This window comes from Mesorhizobium sp. PUT5, assembly GCF_052216645.1.
GTDB lineage: Bacteria > Pseudomonadota > Alphaproteobacteria > Rhizobiales > Rhizobiaceae > Mesorhizobium.
Window position 1 is genome coordinate 1,358,118 of sequence record NZ_JBQOSO010000003.1, and the last position, 20,934, is coordinate 1,379,051.

At 66.7% G+C, this 20,934-nt stretch carries 20 protein-coding genes; 9 read left to right on the forward strand and 11 right to left on the reverse strand.

The window, feature by feature from the left end:
- Window positions 1-139: 139 nt before the first annotated feature.
- Window positions 140-1,141: a 2-hydroxyacid dehydrogenase gene (locus tag ACTDI4_RS08065; RefSeq protein WP_442840656.1), complete on the forward strand. Its 1,002-nt coding sequence runs from the start codon at window positions 140-142 to the stop codon at window positions 1,139-1,141.
- Between the two features lie 10 nt (window positions 1,142-1,151).
- On the opposite strand, the gene ACTDI4_RS08070 is transcribed toward ACTDI4_RS08065, so the two are convergent.
- From ACTDI4_RS08070 to ACTDI4_RS08105, 8 genes are all read right to left on the reverse strand, one after another.
- Complete coding sequence (locus ACTDI4_RS08070) at window positions 1,152-1,907, reverse strand: molybdopterin-synthase adenylyltransferase MoeB (RefSeq protein WP_442843298.1); 756 nt, start codon at window positions 1,905-1,907, stop codon at window positions 1,152-1,154.
- A 37-nt stretch (window positions 1,908-1,944) separates the two neighbouring features.
- Complete coding sequence (gene recF / locus ACTDI4_RS08075) at window positions 1,945-3,099, reverse strand: DNA replication/repair protein RecF (protein ID WP_442840657.1); 1,155 nt, start codon at window positions 3,097-3,099, stop codon at window positions 1,945-1,947.
- Window positions 3,100-3,113: 14 nt separating this feature from the next.
- Window positions 3,114-4,232 (reverse strand): DNA polymerase III subunit beta, encoded by a 1,119-nt coding sequence (gene dnaN / locus ACTDI4_RS08080; protein WP_442840658.1) that lies wholly within the window; start codon window positions 4,230-4,232, stop codon window positions 3,114-3,116.
- A gap of 201 nt (window positions 4,233-4,433) precedes the next feature.
- Window positions 4,434-5,972 carry a chromosomal replication initiator protein DnaA gene (gene dnaA / locus ACTDI4_RS08085; RefSeq protein WP_442840659.1) on the reverse strand — a complete coding sequence of 513 codons (1,539 nt, stop codon included), beginning with the start codon at window positions 5,970-5,972 and terminating at the stop codon, window positions 4,434-4,436.
- Window positions 5,973-6,772: 800 nt separating this feature from the next.
- On the reverse strand, window positions 6,773-7,039 hold the full coding sequence (gene rpsT / locus ACTDI4_RS08090; RefSeq protein ID WP_442840660.1) for a 30S ribosomal protein S20: 267 nt from the start codon (window positions 7,037-7,039) through the stop codon (window positions 6,773-6,775).
- 169 nt (window positions 7,040-7,208) lie between these two features.
- Window positions 7,209-7,982, reverse strand: coding sequence for an enoyl-CoA hydratase (locus ACTDI4_RS08095; RefSeq protein ID WP_442840661.1), 774 nt, complete (start codon window positions 7,980-7,982; stop codon window positions 7,209-7,211).
- 55 nt (window positions 7,983-8,037) lie between these two features.
- On the reverse strand, window positions 8,038-8,928 hold the full coding sequence (gene mutM, locus ACTDI4_RS08100) for a bifunctional DNA-formamidopyrimidine glycosylase/DNA-(apurinic or apyrimidinic site) lyase (protein ID WP_442840662.1): 891 nt from the start codon (window positions 8,926-8,928) through the stop codon (window positions 8,038-8,040).
- On the reverse strand, window positions 8,921-10,162 hold the full coding sequence (locus ACTDI4_RS08105; RefSeq protein WP_442840663.1) for a phosphopentomutase: 1,242 nt from the start codon (window positions 10,160-10,162) through the stop codon (window positions 8,921-8,923). Before ACTDI4_RS08105 ends, mutM begins: the two co-directional genes overlap by 8 nt.
- Window positions 10,163-10,288: 126 nt before the next feature.
- Here ACTDI4_RS08105 and ACTDI4_RS08110 point away from each other — a divergent pair, with 126 nt between their 5' ends.
- A complete protein-coding gene (locus tag ACTDI4_RS08110; RefSeq protein ID WP_442840664.1) occupies window positions 10,289-11,233 on the forward strand; it encodes a phosphate/phosphite/phosphonate ABC transporter substrate-binding protein in 945 nt (314 codons plus the stop codon).
- A 15-nt stretch (window positions 11,234-11,248) separates the two neighbouring features.
- Here ACTDI4_RS08110 and ACTDI4_RS08115 read toward each other — a convergent pair whose 3' ends face one another.
- From ACTDI4_RS08115 to ACTDI4_RS08125, 3 genes are all read right to left on the reverse strand, one after another.
- The gene (locus ACTDI4_RS08115) at window positions 11,249-11,890 is read right to left on the reverse strand and encodes a TadE/TadG family type IV pilus assembly protein (RefSeq protein WP_442840665.1); all 642 of its coding nucleotides are present in this window, start codon (window positions 11,888-11,890) and stop codon (window positions 11,249-11,251) included.
- Window positions 11,891-11,942: 52 nt separating this feature from the next.
- Window positions 11,943-12,536, reverse strand: a complete 594-nt coding sequence (locus ACTDI4_RS08120; protein ID WP_442840666.1) for a TadE/TadG family type IV pilus assembly protein — start codon at window positions 12,534-12,536, stop codon at window positions 11,943-11,945.
- A 123-nt stretch (window positions 12,537-12,659) separates the two neighbouring features.
- Window positions 12,660-13,082 (reverse strand): pilus assembly protein N-terminal domain-containing protein, encoded by a 423-nt coding sequence (locus ACTDI4_RS08125; protein ID WP_442840667.1) that lies wholly within the window; start codon window positions 13,080-13,082, stop codon window positions 12,660-12,662.
- A gap of 181 nt (window positions 13,083-13,263) precedes the next feature.
- Between ACTDI4_RS08125 and ACTDI4_RS08130 the strand changes: the two genes are divergently transcribed.
- The 7 genes from ACTDI4_RS08130 to ACTDI4_RS08160 all read left to right on the forward strand — a co-directional run bounded on the left by ACTDI4_RS08130 (window position 13,264) and on the right by ACTDI4_RS08160 (window position 20,930).
- On the forward strand, window positions 13,264-13,782 hold the full coding sequence (locus tag ACTDI4_RS08130) for an A24 family peptidase (RefSeq protein WP_442840668.1): 519 nt from the start codon (window positions 13,264-13,266) through the stop codon (window positions 13,780-13,782).
- 198 nt (window positions 13,783-13,980) lie between these two features.
- Window positions 13,981-14,793 carry a Flp pilus assembly protein CpaB gene (gene cpaB, locus ACTDI4_RS08135; RefSeq protein ID WP_442840669.1) on the forward strand — a complete coding sequence of 271 codons (813 nt, stop codon included), beginning with the start codon at window positions 13,981-13,983 and terminating at the stop codon, window positions 14,791-14,793.
- Window positions 14,790-16,328, forward strand: coding sequence for a type II and III secretion system protein family protein (locus ACTDI4_RS08140; RefSeq protein ID WP_442840670.1), 1,539 nt, complete (start codon window positions 14,790-14,792; stop codon window positions 16,326-16,328). The genes cpaB and ACTDI4_RS08140 overlap by 4 nt, the downstream gene beginning before the upstream one ends.
- 14 nt (window positions 16,329-16,342) lie before the next feature.
- Entirely contained in the window at window positions 16,343-17,035 is a 693-nt protein-coding gene (locus ACTDI4_RS08145) for a CpaD family pilus assembly protein (RefSeq protein ID WP_442840671.1), read from the forward strand.
- 43 nt (window positions 17,036-17,078) lie between these two features.
- Window positions 17,079-18,362, forward strand: a complete 1,284-nt coding sequence (locus ACTDI4_RS08150; RefSeq protein ID WP_442843299.1) for an AAA family ATPase — start codon at window positions 17,079-17,081, stop codon at window positions 18,360-18,362.
- A gap of 28 nt (window positions 18,363-18,390) precedes the next feature.
- A complete protein-coding gene (locus ACTDI4_RS08155; RefSeq protein WP_442840672.1) occupies window positions 18,391-19,890 on the forward strand; it encodes a CpaF family protein in 1,500 nt (499 codons plus the stop codon).
- Window positions 19,891-19,916: 26 nt separating this feature from the next.
- On the forward strand, window positions 19,917-20,930 hold the full coding sequence (locus tag ACTDI4_RS08160) for a type II secretion system F family protein (protein ID WP_442840673.1): 1,014 nt from the start codon (window positions 19,917-19,919) through the stop codon (window positions 20,928-20,930).
- Window positions 20,931-20,934 lie beyond the last annotated feature (4 nt).

Here is a 20,934-nt window from a genome sequence, read left to right on the forward strand (position 1 = left end):
GCCGTCGCCCTTCGGCCGCGGCGCCCCTTTTTCTTTGTCTTCGGCGGTCCCGCTTGATACATGATTCCTCGGGGCCGACCGGTTTCAGTTTCGCCGGTCTTGGTTAAAGAGGTCTCAACGACCCCGGGATGAGGAAGCCATGGCCGGCAGGAAGAAGCCTCTCGTAGTCATCACGCGCAAGCTGCCCGATCCGGTCGAGACGCGCATGCGCGAGCTGTTCGATGCAAGGCTGAATGTCGAGGACCGGCCCATGTCGCAGCCGGAGCTGGTGGCGGCGGTGAAGGAGGCCGACGTGCTGGTGCCGACCATCACCGACACGATCGACGCCGCCCTGATCGCCCAGGCGGGCGAGAACCTGAAGCTGATCGCCAATTTCGGCAACGGCGTCGACAAGATCGACGTGGCCGCGGCGGGCAGGAAGGGCATCACCGTGACCAACACCCCGAACGTGCTGACCGAAGACACCGCCGACATGACCATGGCGCTGATTCTGGCCGTGCCGCGTCGGCTGGTGGACGGCGCCAACGTGCTCACCGGCGAGAAGAAATGGTCGGGCTGGTCGCCCACCTGGATGCTCGGCCGCCGCATCTGGGGCAAGCGTCTGGGCATTGTCGGCATGGGCCGCATCGGCACGGCGGTTGCCCGCCGGGCCAAGGCCTTCGGCCTGTCGATCCACTACCACAACCGCCACCGTGTGATGCCGACGCTGGAGGACGAGCTGGAGGCGACCTATTGGGAAAGCCTCGACCAGATGCTGGCGCGCATGGACATCATCTCGGTCAACTGCCCGTCGACGCCCGCCACCTTCCACCTGTTGTCGGGGCGCCGGCTGGCGCTGATGCAGCCCACCGCCTACATCGTCAACACCGCGCGCGGCGACATCATCGACGAGGATTCCCTCGTCAAGCTGTTGCAGGACGACAAGATCGCCGGTGCCGGCCTTGACGTCTACGAGAACGAGCCGGCGCTCAACACGCGCCTGCTCAAGCTCGCCGCCAGGGGCAAGGTGGTGCTGTTGCCGCATATGGGCTCGGCCACGCTGGAAGGGCGTATCGACATGGGCGAGAAGGTCATCATCAACATCCGCACCTTCATCGACGGCCACCGCCCGCCGGATCGCGTGCTGCCGCTCAGGACCTGACTCGCGGAATTCAGCTCCGCCGCTTGTAGCGGATCGTCTCGAAGCTGGCGGCGAGCGCGTCGTAGAGCAGCAGGCGCCCGACCAGCGGCTCGCCGATGCCGGCGATCAGCTTGATCGCCTCCATCGCCTGCAGCGTGCCGATCACCCCCACCAGCGCGCCGACAATGCCGGCCGCCGCGCAGGAGGGCACCAGCCCTGCCGGCGGTTCCTTCGGAAAGAGGTCGCGATAGGACGGGTTCCGCCGTCCTTGCGAATCGCTCTCCCAGGGCTTCAGCACGGTCACCGAGCCGTCGAAGCGGCCGACGGCGGCGTGCACCAGCGGCCTTTTTTCCTGTGCGCAGGCATCGGCCACCGCATAGCGGGTGGCGAAATTGTCCGAGCCGTCCACGACGAGGTCGTAGCCGCAGACGAGGGCAGGGGCGTTTTCGGCCGTCAGCCGGAGCGCGTGCAGTTCCACCTTCACATGCGGATTGAGGCGGGCGATCGCGGCCGCCGCACTTTCGCCTTTCGGCGCGCCGATGTCGGCGGTGCCGTGGATGACCTGCCGTTGCAGGTTGGAGAGCGAGACGGCGTCGTCGTCGACGATGCCGAGCGTGCCCACGCCCGCCGCCGCCAGATAGGCCAGCACCGGCGCGCCCAGGCCGCCGGCCCCGATCACCAGCACGCGCGCGCGCTTGAGCCTCTGCTGCCCGGCGCCGCCGATCTCCGGCAGCACGATATGGCGGGCATAGCGCTCGAGCTCTTCGTCGGTGAGGGCGGCTGGCATCGTCATGGGCCGACCATATCGCGGCCGGCAGGGCTTGTCAGTCGGCCTGCCGCACCGTGCCGTGGTCCACGGTGAGGAATTGCGCGCGGCCGGCGAGGCTGGAGAAGAGGGCTGCATCGGTGCCGGTCATGAAGGCCTGGCAGTTCAGCTCCTCCAGGATGGAAAACAGCGCCGCGCGCCGGCCGGCGTCGAGATGGGCGGCGATCTCGTCCAGGAGCAGGATAGGGGCAAGGCCCGACATCTCGCCGGTCAGGCGGGCGTGGGAAAGCACGAGCCCGACCAGCAGCGCCTTCTGCTCGCCGGTGGAGCACAGTTCGGCCGGCATGCCCTTCGGCCGGTGCCGCACGACGAGGTCGGAGCGGTGCGGGCCTTCCAGCGTGCGGCCGGCGGCGCGGTCGCGCTCCCGGCCCGCAGCCAGCGCCCGGCGGAACCTTTCCTCGGCATCGACGGCCGGCATCGCCCCGACCGCGGCCTCCAGTTCGCCAGCAAGCCCGATATCGGCCTGCGGGAAGGGGCCGTCGCCCGGCAGCCGCTCGATCATGGCGGCCAGCAGCCGCACCAGTTCGGCGCGGGCGGCGGCGATCGCCGTGCCGGTCTCGGCCATCTGCGTCTCGATCGCGTCGAACCAAGCGCCGTCGCGCGAGCTTTCGGCCAGCAGCCGGTTGCGGCCGCGCATCGCCTTCTCGTAGTCCAGCGCCCGCTGGCCGTGGCCGGCGTCGATGGCCAGCACCATCCGGTCCAGGAAGCGGCGGCGGTCGCCGGCCGGGCCGGTGAACAGCGCATCCATGGCCGGCGTCAGCCACACCACGCGCAGCCATTCCAGCATGTCTTCGGCCGAACGTGCCGGGGCGCCGTTGATGCGCACGCGCCGGCCGGTTTCGCCGGTCTCTGCGCCCGCGACCCCGGTGCCGATGTCGGCCGGCCCGGCGGGCCCGTCCAACCTCGCATGCAGCGCAAAGCCGCCGTCGCCGCCTTCGCGCGCCACCTCGGCATAGGGCGCGCGGCGCAGGCCGCGCCCCGGTGTGAGCAGCGAAACCGCTTCCAGCAGGTTGGTCTTGCCCGCGCCGTTGTCGCCGGTCAGCACGACCCCTCCCGGCGCGAGATCGACCGAGAGCGCGGCATAGTTGCGGAAATTGGTGAGCGTGAGCCGGCTTATATGGACCTGTCCGGCACGCCCGTCATCGGTTGGCATCGGGGCGCGCGGACTTACACCCGCATCGGCATCAGCACGTAGAGCGTGTTCTCGTCGCCGGTGTCGTGGATGAGCGTGGGCGAGCCCGCATCGGCCAGCATGAACTCGGCATTGCCGCCGGAAAGCTGCGCGGCCACGTCCAGCAGGTAGCGTGCGTTGAAGCCGATCTCGATCGGCTCGGCCGAATAATCGGCGGCCAGCTCCTCGGTGGCGCTGCCGGAATCGGGATTGTTGACGACGAGCGTCAACTGTCCGTCGGCGATCGAGAGCTTCACCGCGCGCCCGCGCTCGGACGAGATGGTGGAAACCCGGTCCACCGCCGCCGCGAAGCTCTGGCGGTCGATGACGAGGCGCTTGTCGTTGCCGGTGGGGATGACGCGCTGATAGTCGGGGAAGGTGCCGTCGATCAGCTTGGACGTCAGCACCACGGAGCCGATGGTGAAGCGGATCTTGGTGTCGGAAAGCTCGGTGGTCACCGCCACGTCCGGGTCGTCCACCAGCTTCTGCAGCTCCGACACGGTCTTGCGCGGGATGATGATGCCCGGCATGCCTTCCGAGCCGGCGGGCGCGTCGACCTCGGCGCGGGCCAGCCGGTGGCCGTCGGTGGCGACCGAGCGCAGCTTCAGCTTGCCGCCCGTCTCCAGCGTGTGGAGGAAGATGCCGTTGAGATAGTAGCGCGTCTCCTCGGTGGAGATGGCGAACTGGGTCTTCTCGATCAGGCCCTTCAGCGCCGTCGAATCCAGCCGGAAGATATGGGAGAAGGACCCGGCCGAAAGCTCGGGGAAATCCGACTGCGGCAGGCATTGCAGGCGGAAGGAGGAACGGCCGGAGATGACCGTCATGGCCGTGCCGTCCTCGTCGGTCTTCAGCATCACCTCGGCGCCGTCCGGCAGCTTGCGCACGATGTCGTAGAGCAGGTGCGCCGGCACGGTGGTGGCGCCGCCCTGCTCGACGCGCGCGGGCGTGGCCTCGGTCACTTCCAGGTCGAGGTCGGTCGCCTTCATCTCCAGGCTGGCGCCGTCGGCCGCGAGCAGCACGTTGGACAGGATCGGGATGGTGTTGCGCCGCTCGACCACGCGGTGGACGTGGTTGAGGGACTTCAGCAGGTTGGACCGTTCCAGGATGACACGCATGACCAATCGGGCTCGTTTGAAGGGAAGGGGCGGGGTCTGCCGGGCCGACGACCCCGCCAACAATCCGAAGTGACATAGAATCCGGCCAAACTGACAGGAAAAACCCTTTGAAGGCAAGCCCGCGCAGGCGTTTGGTCAATACGGCGCGGGCTTTTTGGGGATAAGGCGGCCACCGTTGCGGCCGCAGCCTTCGGCGGGCGGTCAGGCCTGGTCGGTGATGAGCCTTCTCAGCAGCTCCAGTTCCTGCGCCAGCGTGTTGTCGGAGCCCGAAAGATCCTCGATCTTGCGCACCGCATGCAGCACCGTGGTGTGGTCGCGGCCGCCGAAGCGCCGGCCGATCTCCGGCAGCGAGCGCGGCGTCATGACCTTGGACAGATACATGGCCACCTGGCGCGGCTTGACGATGGTGCGGGTGCGCCGGTTGGACAGAAGCTCCGTCTTCGACACGTTGTAGTGCCGGGCCACGATGCGCTGGATGTCCTCGATGCGCACGCGCTTGGGCTCGCCCGAGCGGTAGATGTGGCCGAGGATCTCGTCGATGCGGTCGATGCTGATCTGCGGCTCGAAGGACTGGCGGAACAGAAGCTGGTTAAAGGCGCCCTCCAGCTCGCGCCCGCTGCCGGTGATGGTGCGCGCGACATGTTCCAGTATGTCGTCGGCGATGTCGACGGCCGTGTCGTCGGCCCTGGCGGTGGCGAGGCGCAGCTTCAGCATGCCGAGCCGCATGGAGAAGTCGGGCGCCGACATTTCCAGCGCCACGCCGCCGTTGAGGCGCGAGCGCACGCGCGGCTCCAGCGATTCCAGCTCCGACGGCGGCCGGTCGGCCGCCACCACCACCTGCTTGGCGCTGTCGAGCAGCATGTTGATGAGATGGCAGAATTCATGCTGGATCGACTTGCCCTGCAGGAACTGCATGTCGTCGATGATGAGCAGGTCGATGTCGCGAAGCTGCTCCTTCAGCGTCAGCGCATTGTTGTCGCGGATGGCGGTGGCGAAGCGCCACATGAAATATTCCGCAGTCAGGTAGACGACACGCGCCTTGGGGTTCTGCCGAAGCGATTCGGCGGCGATCGCCTGCAGCAGATGCGTCTTGCCGAGCCCTACGGTGGCATGCAGGAACAGCGGGTTGAAGCGCACCGCGCTGGAGCCCTGCTCGGCCACCGCGCGCGCGGCGGCGAAGGCGACGCGGTTGGACGGCCCCTCGATGAAGGAGCCGAAGGTGTAGCGCGCGTCGAGCGGGGAGCCCAGCACGTTCTGGCGGAACTCGCCTTCCGCGGCGCTGCGGGTGGCCGCGGGGGGCATGCGCTCCGGCTTGCCGGTGCCGATCATGCCGGAGGAGAGCGCCGTCTGCGCCTGCCGCGTGGCCTTGCGCGCGATCCTGGCGTCGCTGTTGACGGCCTGGTGGCGCGTGGCTGTGCGCACGATGACCTCGACCTTGAGGATTTCGGGGTCCTCCTGCTTCCACAGTTCGGCGACCAGATCGAGATAGTGGCCGTTGATCCAGGAGCGCAGGAAGGCCGTGGGCACCGACATGCGCACGATGCCCTTCGAGGCCTCGGCCAGTTGCATGCGGCCGAACCAGCTCGAATAGACCTCGCTGCCGAGCCGTGCCTTCAACTGCGCCCTGACCCGTTCGAACCTCTGGTCGACGTCTGCGGGGGCCGTCACGGTGTTCCCTCCCACCGGGTTCCCTGAAAAGGGCAATTCGTCGCTGGCCCGCCTGTCCATGCCGCTTTGCATTGTTGGTCCTCGTCCTTTCTCCGCCGGCTAACGCACACACAGCCCGGCGACATTACCCTGGCCACGCCTCTCGCCGCCGCTGGCGAAAGACCGTGGCCTCTTCCTTTTCGAGCCGTTGCCGGCTCATGATGCAGTGGCTGGCGCCAAGGCAAAGCACGTCCACCCGGCTGGATGCCGGTTCGAGAAGATTGCCATGCACTATTGCCCCAATCCCCTGCTTCCTCGAAAGGTCAAACCTAGCCGTTCGCGGATTGCCCCACGCGCGCGAACTCTACACTTTAGGCTGGGTCGAGGGTCCCTGGGACCCGTCCCTTTCGATGGACCGACACTAGCGAAATCGCTGTGGAAAGAGCAAGGCCGCATCTAACCGATTTTTAACGAATCTGGTTACCGAATTGGGGCATTTCGGCGCGCCGGCGAGGCGTGCGAACGATAAAGCGCTTGTGATTCAAACCCTTTCCCACGGAATGTGAAAATGGGTAGCTGGCGCGATTTTTTTTTTAATATTTCGCTTGACACCAACTTGTCCCCCGTCCCCGTGAAGGGATGTGAACAAGCTGTGGATGACGTTTTGTAAACGCATGAATCCAAAAGACATTTCGTGACACCGGCCGCCGGGATGGAATCGCCGGCGCGTGCCGATTACTTAAGCAGAAGCGAATATGTCGGCAAAGCATTTCGAGTCCCGAAAAAACTCCCCGACGCCGGTTCTGGGAGGGGCAGGCAAGTCTTTGTCGGACAAAGAAAAAACCCGGCGCGCAGCGCCGGGTTCCTTGAAACGTTAACGAATGAGCCTGGGTTCAGGCGGAAAGCGTCTTCAGGCGCTGGGTCAGGCGCGACACCTTGCGGGACGCCGTGTTGCGGTGCAGGACGCCCTTGGTGGCGGCGCGCATCAGTTCGGGCTGGGCCGCCTTGAGGGCGGCTTCGGCCGCGGCCTTGTCGCCGGCTGCCAGCGCTTCCTCGACCTGGCGCACATAGGTGCGCACGCGCGAACGGCGGTTCTTGTTGATTGCCGCGCGGCGGGCGATCTTACGCGCTGCCTTCTTGGCCGACGGTGTATTGGCCATGGTGCCTCTCTTCCGATCTCAATGGTGGGCGCACGCGGCATGCCGCAAGGCGCAAAAAACATACGAGGCCGCCAGGGGCCGCCTCGATTGGTGCGGCTTATAGTTCAGCTTTTGCGGCGCGTCAATGTCGCGGGCGGGGTTTTTGGGTGCCGCCGCCGTCCAAAAAGCCTCACCGGTTGCGGAAATCCGGCTTCCGCTTCTCCACGAAGGCGGCCATGCCTTCCTTCTGGTCGTCCAGCGCGAACATGGAGTGGAACAGCCGCCGCTCGAATCGCAGGCCTTCGGCCAGCGTGGTCTCGTAGGCGCGGTCGACCGCCTCCTTGGCCATCATCACCGCCGGCAGCGAGAAGGAGGCGATCTTTTCGGCTGCCTTCAGCGCCTCGCCCAGCAGGTCGGCCGCGGGCACCACGCGCGAGACCAGCCCGGCGCGCTCGGCCTCGGCCGCGTCCATCATGCGGCCGGTCAGCACCATGTCCATGGCCTTGGACTTGCCGACGAAGCGGGTCAGGCGTTGCGAGCCGCCCATGCCGGGCATGACGCCCAGCGTGATCTCCGGCTGGCCGAACCTGGCGCTGTCGGCGGCGATGATGAAGTCGCACATCATGGCAAGCTCGCAGCCGCCGCCGAGCGCATAGCCGGCGACCGCCGCCACGATCGGCTTGCGCAGGCGGGTGAAGTCTTCCCATCCGGTGAAGAAGTCGCCGAGATAGGCCTCCACATAGGTCTTGGACTGCATTTCCTTGATGTCGGCGCCGGCCGCGAACGCCTTTTCCGAACCGGTCAGCACCATGGCGCCGATGCCGGCATCGGCCTCGAAGTCTTTGGCTGCCGACAGCAGTTCCGCCAGGACCTGGGAATTGAGCGCGTTCAGCGCCTTGGGGCGGTTCAGTGTGATCAGCCCCACCTTGCCGCGTGTCTCGGCGATGATCGTCTCATAGGCCATGGCTTCGTCTCCTCGCTTGTCCGGTCGGGCCATCCGGCTCCGGGGCCGCTCTATCCTACTCCTGACAGGCGCGGCAATAGAAGGTCGAGCGGCCGCTCTGCACGATGCGCTCGACATGGCCGCCGCAGCCGGGCGTGGGGCAGGGCACGCCTTCGCGGTCGTAGACGGCGAAGGAATGCTGGAAATAGCCGAGCGAGCCGTCGGCCCGGTGGTAGTCGCGCAGCGAGGAGCCGCCGGCCGCGATCGCATCGGCGATGACGGAGCGGATCGCCGACGCCAGTGCCTCGCTGCGCTCGCGCGCCTTGCGGCCGGGGCCTGCGATCGTGCCTGCCGCGCGCAGCGGCGACAGGTGCGCGCGCCACAGCGCCTCCGACACGTAGATGTTGCCGAGCCCGGCGATCAGCCGCTGGTCCAGAAGCGCGGCCTTGAGCGGCGCCTTCCTGTCCTTCAGCAGAGAGGCCAGCAGCGGCCCGTCCAGCGCGTTGCCGGTGGGCTCCACGCCCAGCCCGGCAAGCATGGGATGGTCGTCCGGCGCGCCCTCGGCAAACAGCATGAAGCCGAAGCGGCGCGGATCGTTGAAGATGACGCGGGCGGGCTCGCCTTGCGGGTCCAGCACGTGGAACACGACATGGTCGTGCGCCGGGTTCTTCGACCGCTCATGGTGGAATTTGCCCGGCGTTTTGTCCAATTCCCCTGATTCGATGCGGAACGAGCCCGACATGCCGAGATGGCAGATCAGCACCGGCCCGCCGTCGACATGCATGGTGAGATACTTGGCGCGGCGGCCGAGCGCGGTGATCGTACGGCCTGCCAGGCGCTCGGCGAAGCGCTCGGGCAGGGGAAAGCGCAGGTCGGGCCGGCGCGCTTCCGCCCGCACGATCAGCGCCCCTTCCAGAACCGGCTGCAACCCGCGCCGGACGGTTTCCACCTCGGGCAGTTCAGGCATGGCCGCCATTCAGCGCCGCAAGAAAGGAGGTGCCGTGGCGGCCGGGCGCGATGCCCAGATGCTCGGCCACCGTCTCGCCGATGTCGCCGAAGGTCGGCCGCAGGCCCAACGCGCCGCCCTTCAGGCCGGGCGCGAGGCCGAACACGGGGATGCGCTCGCGCGTGTGGTCGGTGCCGCGCCAGGTGGGGTCGTTGCCGTGGTCGGCGGTCAGGATGAACAGGTCCCCCGCCTTCAGCCGCGCCAGCGCCTCCGGGATGCGCCGGTCGAATTCTTCCAGCGCCGCCGCATAGCCGGCCACGTCGCGGCGGTGGCCGTATTCGGAGTCGAAGTCGACGAAGTTGGCGAAGACGAAATCGCCGTCGCCGGCGTCGTCCATGGCGCCGAGCGCGGCGTCGAACATGGCCATGTTGCCCGGCCCCTTGCGCACTTCCGAAATGCCGCGATGGGCGAAGATGTCGCCGATCTTGCCGACGGCGATGACGCGCCGGCCGTGCTCCACCAGACGGTCGAGCAGGGTCGGCTCCGGCGGCGGCACCGAAAAGTCCTTGCGGTTGGGCGTGCGCTGGAAGCTGCCCGCCGTCTCGCCCTGGAAGGGGCGAGCGATGACACGGCCGATTCTCAAGGGGTCGGCCAGCCGGCGCACGACCTTGCAGAACTCATAAAGCCGTTCGAGCCCGAAATGGCTCTCATGCGCCGCGATCTGGATCACGGAATCCACGGAAGTGTAGCAGATCGGCATGCCGGTGCGGATGTGCTCCTCGCCATAGTCCTCGATCACCTGCGTGCCGGGGGCGTGGCAATTGGCCAATATGCCCGGCACATGGCCCTCGCGGATCATGGCTTCGGTCAGTTCGGCAGGAAAGGCCGGCACAGTGTCGGGAAAATAGCCCCAGCCGAAGCGCACCGGCAGGCCGGCGATCTCCCAATGGCCCGAGGGCGTGTCCTTGCCGTTGGAAACTTCCTGCGCGGCGCCGTGGAAGGAGGAAGCCCGCAAGGGTCCGGCGCCGTCGAAGGTAAATCCGGTGGCGGTGCGCGCGGCTTCGGCAAGGCCGAGCGAGACCATGTTGGGCAGCGAGAGCGGCCCGGAGCGCAGGCCCTCGCGGTCGCCGCGACCGGCCGCGCAGGCGAGCGCGATGTGGCCGAACGTGTCGGCGCAGGCGTCGCCGTAGCGCTCGGCGTCGGCCGCTCCGCCGATGCCGAAGGAATCCAGAACGAAAATAAATGCGCGCGCCATCAGGGCCGCCCTGCTTGGTTGGAGGCCCAGACATAGGGGTGCGCACGCCCCTTGGCAATTCGGAAACCAAACGGCAAGGGCTTGGGGCAAGAATGGCCGTGGGCGGACAGGGGTATGGGGGTTGTCATGAATGATCGGCGTCGAATCGCACCGCTTCTGGGCGCATGCGCGGCAGCGGCCCTGCTTGCCGTGGCTGCGCCGCCGGCCCGCGCCGAAGATGGGCGCGGAGCGGAGGTGCCGTTCCGCATCGGCATCGTCGCCGAGCCGGGCGCCGGCAACACGGTGGCCGGCCTCGGCCTGCTCAAGGATGCCTACGCCAAGGCGCTCGGCATGCCGGTGGAGTTCCTGGTGGCGCGCGACTACGGCGCGCTGGTCGAGGCGCAGGCTGCCGGCCGCCTGCACTATGCCGTCTATTCCGCGCTGACCTATGCGGCCGCCTCCGAGCGTTGCGGCTGCGTGGAACCGGTCGCGGCCCCGGTCGGCGCAGACGGCGCGATCGGCATCCGTTCGGTGCTGATCGCCCGGGAGAATGGCATGGCGGATCTGTCGGAAATCGCCTCTCATCGCATCGCCGCCGGGCCGGCGGACAGCGTGACCGGCTTGCTCCTGCCGCTGGCCGGGCTGGCCGCCGAGCCGGCGCGGCTGCGGGCAGACGCGCCGTATCTGCTGCACGCCGAAAGCGCCGCGGTCGCCGAAGCGATGTTCGCGGACGGGCGTGCCGATGCACTGTTCGGCTGGGAGCCGGCGGCGCCTGCGGGCGAGGCGAACCCTGCCGGCGGCACACTCGCCCGGCTGGAAGCGGCCGGCATCGCGCCCTCGGGCTTGCGCGTCGTATGGCGGTCGCCCGTGCTGCGCTTCGGCCCGCATGCGGTGCTGGCCAGCCTCGATGCCGAGACCAAGCGCCGGCTGGGCGTCTTCCTCACCCACCTGAAGGCGCAGTCGCCCGAGGTCTACGAGCTTCTGGAGCCGCGGCACGGCGGCGGCCTGATCGGAGTCGCTGCGCAGGATTACGAGGCCGCCCGGTCAATCGTCGCTGTTACGGCTGCAGGTGATGCCGCAGCCGAGCCCTGAGCCTTGCCGACGCCGTCAGTTGCAGTCCGGGCACTCCATGGCCTGGGTGATGCGCGGGCGCAGATAATAGGCTTCGCTCATCGGCAGGTTGTCGAAGGCCGACGTCAGGCCGAGCAGCTTCTTGTCGCCCGCCGCCCAGGTGACGACCGGCTTGTAGTCGAGCTTGCTTTCCACGCGGACCAGGAAGGTGTTGGGCGTCACCAGCCCCGCCGGCACGGTGGTGACCGTGTTCGGCTTGGCGTCGCCGCTATAGACGTCGCCCACCACCTTGCGGGACCATGTGATCACCGGCTTGGGCGGCGTGTCGCCCGACATCTGGATGCCGGTGACGATGATGGTCGGCGAAGAGCGGTTGTAGGGCATCAGCGTGCTCTGGGCGATCTTCATGATGTTGTCGACGTCGCCCTTGGTCACGGTTTTTCCCTGCTGGGCGACGAGATCGGCCACCATGGAGCCGACACGGCTGATCTTCTTGCTGGTCTCGATTCCCTGCGAGATTTCCATGGTCATGAAATACATGATCAGCAGCACGGGCGCGATGAAGGCGAACTCTATGGCCGCCACGCCCCTGCGGTCCGCCCGGAACCCCGCCAGCGCCGGCAGGATGTTCCTGGGCCCTTTGAATGCCCGTTTGAGAAGTGCCCCCGCACGAAACATGTCCAGCCTTTCCGTTCCCCGTTGCCTCCGCCGCGTCCTCCCCGCCGGCAGTTCAGTCGTCGAATGGCTCGTTCTGCCAGGTGATGGAGGCGAAGTGCAGCGTGTTTCCGTCGTTCAGGTTGGCCATCGACCTCGCCATGAAGTCGATCATCACCGGCCATTTGTAGAAGACCCGCAGCATGTTCTTGGTGGTCGAGAGGCCGGGATCGACCCTGAACTGGTCGGGCGCCCCGTCATTGGTCAGCACCACATTGCCCCCGACGATGGAAAATCTCGCCTTCGCAGCCTGGTCGAACGTGTCGAAATGGCGAAGGTCCACCATCAGGCCCGGACAGCCCTTGGCGACGATGACCGACATGCGCTCGCAGATCAGCCCCTTAAGCTTGGTCTCGTCGATATTGTCGGACTTCTTGATCTGGCCGGTGCGCATCAGCCGGGCCACGTCGTCGGTGGCGTTGGCCATGACTTCCTGGCCCGCGAAGGAGATGCAACTTTCCAGGATGGCGAAGGCCAGCAGCAGGAACGGTATGGCGAGCGCCGCGAACTCGATCGCGGCGGCGCCGCTGCGGTCGCGCAGGAACAGTTTGAAAAAGCGCTTGCGCGTCCGCTTGCCGCCCCTGTCCGGGGAAATGGATGGGTCTTCCATATGCGTCACCGATCCCTACGGTATCACGCCGGACATTAATCCAAAGCCGTTGAGGTCCCGTTTGGATGGTCGCTAGAATCGCGGAAGCGGTCTTAACCGTTCATTGACCGCGGCGCGGCGGGCTTATTGGCCCGCATTCATCTCCGCTTCCGAGGTTCTTTCCGCCTCGCTCTTGAACGAGCTTTCGCAGTAGGGCGTGCACGACATGGTCTGCACCTGCGAGCGGCGATAGATGCGCACGGTCAACGTGGCCTGCCTGACCACAGTGACCTGCTCGTCGAGGATGGGGCTGCCGTCGCGGTCGAGCACCACCAGATTGGTCACGCCGAAACCCTTGCCGGTCAGCACTAGCGTGGAGGCGTCCTGCACGGAGGCGTCGGCGATCAGCGGGTTGCCGACGACGATGGTGTCGGCGTCGCGGGCCAGTTTCAGGATCCTGGCCTGGTTCATGGTCACTTCGATGCCGGCGCCGGCCTCGGCGGGCGGGGCGAAGGCCGCGATACCGCACAGGGCGGCGGCGATCAGGAGCGGTTTCGGCACGGCCATTTGCTTCTCCGGGAAAGCGGGAGCGTCCGGCCGAATATGAACGGGAATGGTGAACCAAGGGTTAAGCGGGCACCGCCATATCCCGACAGGCCGGAGCAGGCGCCATCGGCCGCCGCCTCATCGTTCCTTAACCGGTTTCGGCTAGCTTGTTTGGCCATGGGCCGGCATTTGCGTGGACATCATGCTTGAAGCTTTGATCTTCGTCGTCTTTCCTTTCTGCATGCTTTTCGCCGCGATCTCCGACATGGTGTCGATGAAGATCGCCAATCGCGTGCCGCTGCTGCTGCTGGGCGCCTTCTTCGTGGTGGCGCCGCTGACGGGTATGGACTGGGCGACGTTCGGCCTGCACCTTGCAGCCGGCGCGGCGGTGCTCGTGGTCACCTTCGGGCTGTTCGCCATCGGCGGCATGGGCGGGGGCGACGCCAAGCTCATGGCCGCCACCGCCGTCTGGATGGGCATGACCATCAGCCTCGCGCAATATCTCGTGGCTTCGGCCTTCTTCGGCGGCATGCTGACGCTGGCCATCCTGGCCTTCCGCGGCTCGGCGCTCTCCGTCTATACGAGCCGCAACATGTTCCTGCGCCATTTCGCCAATACCACGGGCGGCATTCCCTACGGCATCGCGCTCGGCATCGGCGGGCTGCTGACCTATCCGGATTCGCCGCTCATGCAATGGGCGCTGGCGCGGCTCTCTTCCTGAACTGCGGCTCGGGAAAAAAGGAACGGGGCGGCGTCGAGCCGCCCTTTTTGTTTGGGCGGCCGGCGGCCCGGAACCGGCACCGGCATTTTCATAAACTTTGAATTAATCACGATCGTAAGCATTGCATTAACCCTAATTTGACGATTGCGCCTGCAAAGTCAGCCTCGGCTAGGTGGTTTACCAGGGCGGGGTTTGGCTATGCCGGCATCTCGATTGATCATTCTGGGCGTGGCTTTCGCGGCTGCCGGCGGCGCGGGCTATGTCGCCAAGAACATGGTCGTGGCTCCGCCGCCGGTTGTCGTGGATCCGGGGCCGAAGACGCCGCAGATCGAACTGCAGGACGTGCTGGTCCTGTCGGGCGACGTGCCCATGGGCAGCACGCTGGGCAGCAACATCAAATGGGAATCCTGGCCCGCCAACGGCATCAACGCCAATTTCATCACGCGCGCCGACGAACCCGAGGCCGTTGAAAAGCTCAAGGATTCGGTCGCCCGCGTGGCGATGTTTTCGGGCGAGCCGCTGCGGCGCACCAAGCTGATCGGCGAAGGGCAGAGCTTCATGTCCTCCATCCTGCCCACGGGGATGCGCGCGGTGGCCACGTCCATCGCCGCCGACACGTCGGCCGGCGGCTTCATCCTGCCCAACGACTTCGTCGACGTCATCATGACGCGCCGCGCCGACACCGGTGGCGCCGGCACCGGCTTCACCACCGAGACGATCCTGAAGAACATCCGCGTGCTCGCCATCGACCAGACCATCCAGGAGGACGAGGAGGGCAAGAAGACCCGGGTCGGCCAGACGGCGACGCTGGAACTGACGCCCCAGCAGGCCGAGATCATCACCGTGGCCCAGCAGATGGCCGACCGCCTGACGCTGGCGCTGCGCCCGATCGTCGATGCCCAGGAAAAGGTGGACGACGAGGCCGACTATCTGGTTTCCGGCAACGGGCGGCGCGGCACCGTGCGCCTGATCAAATCCGGCGAAATCTCCGAAGTGGGGGCAAGGAAATGAGATTGCACGGCAAATTTCGTCTCGTCCTGGCCGCCACCACGGGCCTGCTGGTCGCCGGCACCGGCATCGGCGCCGACATGGGCGCGATCGGCCAGGTCCATGCCGCGCAGGCGCGGGTCGGAACCTCGACCGCATCCCAGCGCGTCAAGCTCGGGCTCAACAAGTCGGTGGTCATCGACCTTCCGGCCGACGCCTACGACATCCTGGTGGCCAACCCGGCGGTCGCCGACGCGGTGACGCGCACCTCGCGGCGCATTTATCTGTTCGGCAAGTCGGTCGGCGAGACCAACATCTTCGTCTTCGGTGCCAATGGCGAGCAGATCGTCAGCCTCGACCTGCAGATCGAGCGCGACGTCGCCGGTCTGGAAGCCTACATCAAGCGCTTCATCCCGTCCTCCGACATCAAGGTGGAGCTGCTGAACGACAACGTCGTGCTCACCGGCACGGTGGACACGCCTCTGGACGCCAAGCGCGCCGCCGATCTCGCCGACATCTTCGTGACCGGCGGCGAGGCGACGACCGGCCAGTATTCGCAGACGGCGGCGGGCGGATCGGCCCTCGGCGGCGTCAACATCAACAACCCCGACCAGAGCCGCCAGAAGAGCCGCATCGTCAACCTGCTGCAGATCATCGGCGAGGACCAGGTGACGCTGAAGGTCACCGTCGCCGAGGTCAGCCGCTCGGTGATGAAGCAGCTCGGCGTCAACATGCTCGGCAATGGCGGCGCCGACGGCATCACCTGGAGCGCGCTGAGCAGCCCGAACTATGGCCTCGGCAAGCCGTTGTCGCAGAATTCCAGCCTCAACATCGCCACCTCCGGCCTCAGTGCCTATCTCAACGCCATGGAGCAGTCCGGCGTGATGAAGACGCTGGCCGAGCCGACGCTCACCGCCATCTCCGGCGAGAAGGCGACTTTCAGGGTCGGCGGCGAGTTCAATCTCATCACCGGCCGCTCCAGCGCCAAGTCGGACGACAACCGCGATGGCGAGACCACCTATTCCAACCAGAAGATCGAATACGGCATCGGGCTGGAGTTCCAGCCGGTGGTGCTATCGGCCGGCCGCATCAGCCTCAAGGTCAGGACCTCGGTCTCCGAGCCGACGACGGAAGGCGCCACGACGCTGGAGGCCGGCGGCGCGCTGCCCGGCACCACTTTGCTGTCGATCCGCAAGCGCCTGGCCGACACCACGGTCGAGCTGCCCTCCGGCGGGTCCATGATGATCGCGGGCCTTGTCCGCGACGACATCCGCCAGGCGGTCAGCGGCCTTCCCGGCCTCACCAAGATCCCGGTGCTGGGCACGCTGTTCCGCAGCCGCGACTTCGTGCGCAACGAGACCGAGCTGGTCGTCATCATCACACCCTATCTGGCGCGGCCGGTGGCCCGCAACGAACTGGCCAAGCCGGACGACAATTTCAACGCCGCCAGCGACGGCGCCGGCATGTTCCTTGGCCGCGTCAACCGGGTCTACGGCACCATGCGCACCGACAGGCCCGACGGCCGCTACCACGGCGTTGTCGGCTTCATCTACAAGTAAGCGGGGAACCGGACATGTGCGACACAGCATTCCAGGCGAAGACGGCTCTCACGCTGCTTGCCGCCGCCGCGACCGCGCTGCTGGCCGGCTGCGCCAACCGCGACAGCGTCACTGTCGGCTCCATACCCGACGACTACCGCACCAATCATCCGATCGTCATCTCCCAGAAGGAGGAGAAGATCGACCTGCCGGTCGGCGCCGGCGACCGCGGCATGACCCGCGACCAGCGCGCCACGCTGGCGGGCTTCCTCGACCGCTACGACAGGAGCGCGGCCCCGTTGCTGACGATTGCGGTGCCCTCCGGCTCGGTCAATGAAGTCGCGGCCCAGACGGCCGCGCGCGATTTCGCCAGGCTCGCCGCCGCCAGCGGCGTCAGTTCCAAGCGCATCGTCACCGTCGCCTACCAGGCCATGCCGACGGAGACGGCCGCGCCCGTGCGCGTGTCGTTCTCGTCCATGCGTGCCCATACCGACAAATGCGGGCGCTGGCCGGACGACCTCCTGAACACGGCCGACAACAAGCACTACGCCAATTTCGGCTGCTCCTACCAGAACAACCTCGCCGCCCAGATCGCCAATCCCGCCGACCTCGTCGGCCCGCGCAAGCCGTCCGAGATCGATGCGGAAAACCGCAGCAGGGTCATTGACGTCTATCGCAACCGTGGCATCTCGGACGAGTTCCTCGGCAATTCGGAAGTGAACTACTGATGCCGCGGCCGGCGCGGGCACCCGACACGCAGAGAGCATGACGATGAGCAACCTGGCCTACGAACCTTCCGTCGACATCGCCGACGCCCTGCAGCAGGACGTCGCCGCGATGCAGGCCCTGCGGCCGATCCCGCGCATCTCCATCCAGGCGTTTTGCGAGACGGAGGGCGTCGCCCATCCGATCGAGCGCGCCGGCGAGGACCGCAGGATGGCCAAGGCGCATCTGAAGGTGCACATGGGCGGCATCGCCACGGCGATCGAGTTCTACCAGTCGGCGCCGACGCCGAACCTCATCATCCTGGAGTCGCGCGCCGAGCCGCAGGATCTTCTCGAGCAGCTCGGCCGGCTTTCCGAGCATTGCGACCCGTCCTCCAAGGTCGTGGTGGTCGGCCACTACAACGACATCGGCCTTTACCGGGAACTCATCCGCTCCGGCATCTCCGAATATGTCATCGCGCCGATCTCCATCATCGACGTGGTCAGCGTCGTCTCCTCCATCTTCGTCGACCCAGAGGCCGAGCCCATCGGCCGCTCGATCGCCTTCATCGGCGCCAAGGGCGGCGTCGGCTCCTCGACCATGGCCCACAACCTCGCCTGGGCGATGTCGTCGCTGTTCAAGTCCGAGGTGATGGTGGCAGACCTCGACCTTGCCTTCGGCACCGCCAACATCAATTTCGACCAGGACCCCGCGCAGGGCATCGCCGAGGCCGTCTTTTCGCCCGAGCGCATCGACGAGGTCTATCTCGACCGGCTGCTTGCCCAGTGCGCGGAGCACCTGTCGCTGCTGGCCGCCCCTTCGACGCTGGACCGGGTCTACGACTTCGACGCCGAGGCCTTCTCGCACATCATCGACACGGCCCAGCGCAGCGCGCCCACCCTGGTGCTGGACGTGCCCCATGTCTGGAGCGGCTGGTCGAAGAACACGCTGAGCAAGGCCGACGAGATCGTCATCACGGCCACGCCGGAGCTGGCCAACCTGCGCAACACCAAGAACCTGGTGGACATGCTCAAGAAGCTGCGGCCCAACGATGCGCCGCCGAAGCTGATCCTCAACCAGACCGGCATCCCGAAGCGGCCGGAAATCTCGGTCCAGGATTTCGCCGATCCCCTCGGCATTACGCCGATGGCGGTCGTCCCGTTCGACCCGCAACTGTTCGGCAACGCGGCCAACAACGGGCGCATGCTGGGCGAGATGGACGCCAAGAGCCCGATCGTGGCCACCTTGAACGAGATCGCGCATGTGCTAACCGGCAGGGCCGAACTGAAGACGAAGAAGAAGGCGGGGCTCGGCAATATTCTCGAAGCGTTGCGGCGCGGGAAGAAGTGAGGCCGCGGCAGGATCGGTAGAGCAGACCATGTTTGGCAAAAGAGGCAACGACAACGGCAGCCGGCCCCCGCCGGAGTTCCGCCCGGCCGCGCCGGCCCCGGCTCAGGTCGAGACGGTGCCGCCCCCGCGCCCGGCCGCGCCCGCAGCGCCGTCCGCTGCTGCGGCGGCGCCCGCAAGGCGCGCCGTGGAGCCGCCGCCGATCGCACCCGCGGCGCCGGAGCCGCGGCGCACGCAGCGCGAGCGCAGCGAAAGCTACTACGATACCAAGAGCCAGGTCTTTTCGGCGCTGATCGACACGATCGACCTGTCGCAGCTCGCCAAGCTGGACCCCGACAGCGCGCGCGAGGAAATCCGCGACATCGTCAACGACATCATCGCGATCAAGAATTTCGCGATGTCGATCGCCGAGCAGGAGGACCTGCTCGAAGACATCTGCAACGACGTGCTCGGCTACGGGCCGCTGGAGCCGCTGCTGGCCCGCGACGACATCGCCGACATCATGGTCAACGGCTCGCGCAACGTCTATATCGAGGTGAACGGCAAGGTCGAGCAGACCGGCATCCGCTTCCGCGACAACCAGCAGCTCCTCAACATCTGCCAGCGCATCGTCAGCCAGGTCGGCCGCCGCGTCGACGAATCCTCGCCCATCTGCGACGCGCGCCTGCCCGACGGCTCCCGCGTCAACGTCATCGCCCCGCCGCTGGCCATCGACGGCACCGCGCTCACCATCCGCAAGTTCAAGAAGGACAAGCTCACCCTCGACCAGCTCGTCAGGTTCGGCTCCATCTCGCCGGAAGCGGCGGAGGTGCTGAAGATCATCGGTCGCGTGCGCTGCAACGTCATCATCTCCGGCGGCACGGGTTCCGGCAAGACGACGCTGCTCAACTGCCTGACCAACTATGTCGACCGCGACGAGCGCGTCATCACCTGCGAGGACTCGGCCGAACTCCAGCTCCAGCAGCCGCATGTGGTGCGGCTGGAGACGCGGCCGCCGAACCTGGAAGGCGAGGGCGAGGTCACCATGCGCGACCTCGTCAAGAACTGCCTGCGCATGCGCCCCGAGCGCATCATCGTCGGCGAGGTGCGCGGCCCCGAGGTGTTCGACCTGTTGCAGGCCATGAACACCGGCCACGACGGTTCCATGGGCACCATCCACTCCAACAGCCCGCGCGAATGCCTCAACCGCATGGAATCGATGATCGCCATGGGCGGCTTTTCGCTGCCTCAGAAGACGGTGCGCGAGATCATCGTCGGCTCGGTGGACGTCATCGTCCAGGCCTCGCGCCTGCGCGACGGCTCGCGCCGCATCACCCACATCACCGAGGTCATCGGCATGGAGGGCGACGTCATCATCACGCAGGACCTCGTCCTCTACCACATGAAGGGCGAGGACACGAACGGCAGGATACTCGGCCAGCACGTCTCCACCGGCATCGGCCGCCCGCATTTCTGGGACCGCGCCCGCTATTTCGGCGAGGAGCAGCGGCTGGCCAACGCGCTGGAAGCCATGGAGAAGCGCGCCGAATGATGTGCCAGGAATAGGGAACGGCAGCCATGTTCGGATTGGATTCGACCGTACTGGTCTTCATCCTGCTGGCAGGTCTCAGCGCCGGCGCGGTGGCCTATGCCTTCCTGTTCAACCGCATCAGCAGCGAAAAGCAGGTCGGCAAGCGGCTGGAGACGATCAAGGCCGCCGAAACCGACCGCGCCGTCGCCAAGGCCATCCGCGACAAGACGGCCGATGTCGCCCGGCGGCGCAAGTCGTTGCAGGATTCGCTGAAGGAACTGGACGAGAAGCAGAAGAACAACGACCGCACCGTCAAGAAGCCGCCGCTGAAGGTGCAGATCCGCCAGGCGGGCATGAGCGTTCCGATCGAGCGCTTCTATCTCTATTCAGCCGTCTGCGGCCTCGTCCTGGCCATGCTGGCCTATATGGCCGGCGCGCCGCTTTTCGCGGTGCCCGGCGCGCTGCTTGTCGGCGGGCTCGGCCTGCCGCGCTGGCTCGTCTCGTTCCGGCGGGCCCGCCGGGTCAAGGCGTTCCTGGAAGAGTTCCCCAATTCGCTCGACATCATCGTGCGCGCGGTGAAGTCCGGCCTGCCGCTCAACGACGGCATCCGCCTCATCGCCAGCGAATCGCCGGAGCCGGTGCGGACCGAGTTCCGCCGCGTGGTGGATTCGCAGCAGATCGGCATGTCGATCCCGGACGCGGTGCTGCGCATGCCCGAGACCATGCCTTGCCCCGAGGCCGGCTTCTTCGGCATCGTCATCCAGATCCAGAGCCAGGCCGGCGGCAACCTGTCGGAAGCGCTGGGCAATCTTTCGCGCGTGCTGCGCGACCGCAAGAAGATGAAGGCCAAGGTGCAGGCGCTTTCGATGGAAGCCAAGGCCTCGGCGGCCATCATCGGCGCGCTGCCCTTCATCGTCGCCTTCCTCGTCTATATCAGCAGCCCCAACTACATCATGCCGCTGTTCACCACCAATGTCGGCAACCTCATCCTCGGCATATCGGGCGTGTGGATGTCGATCGGCATCTTCGTGATGCGCAAGATGATGAATTTCGAGGTGTAGGCGC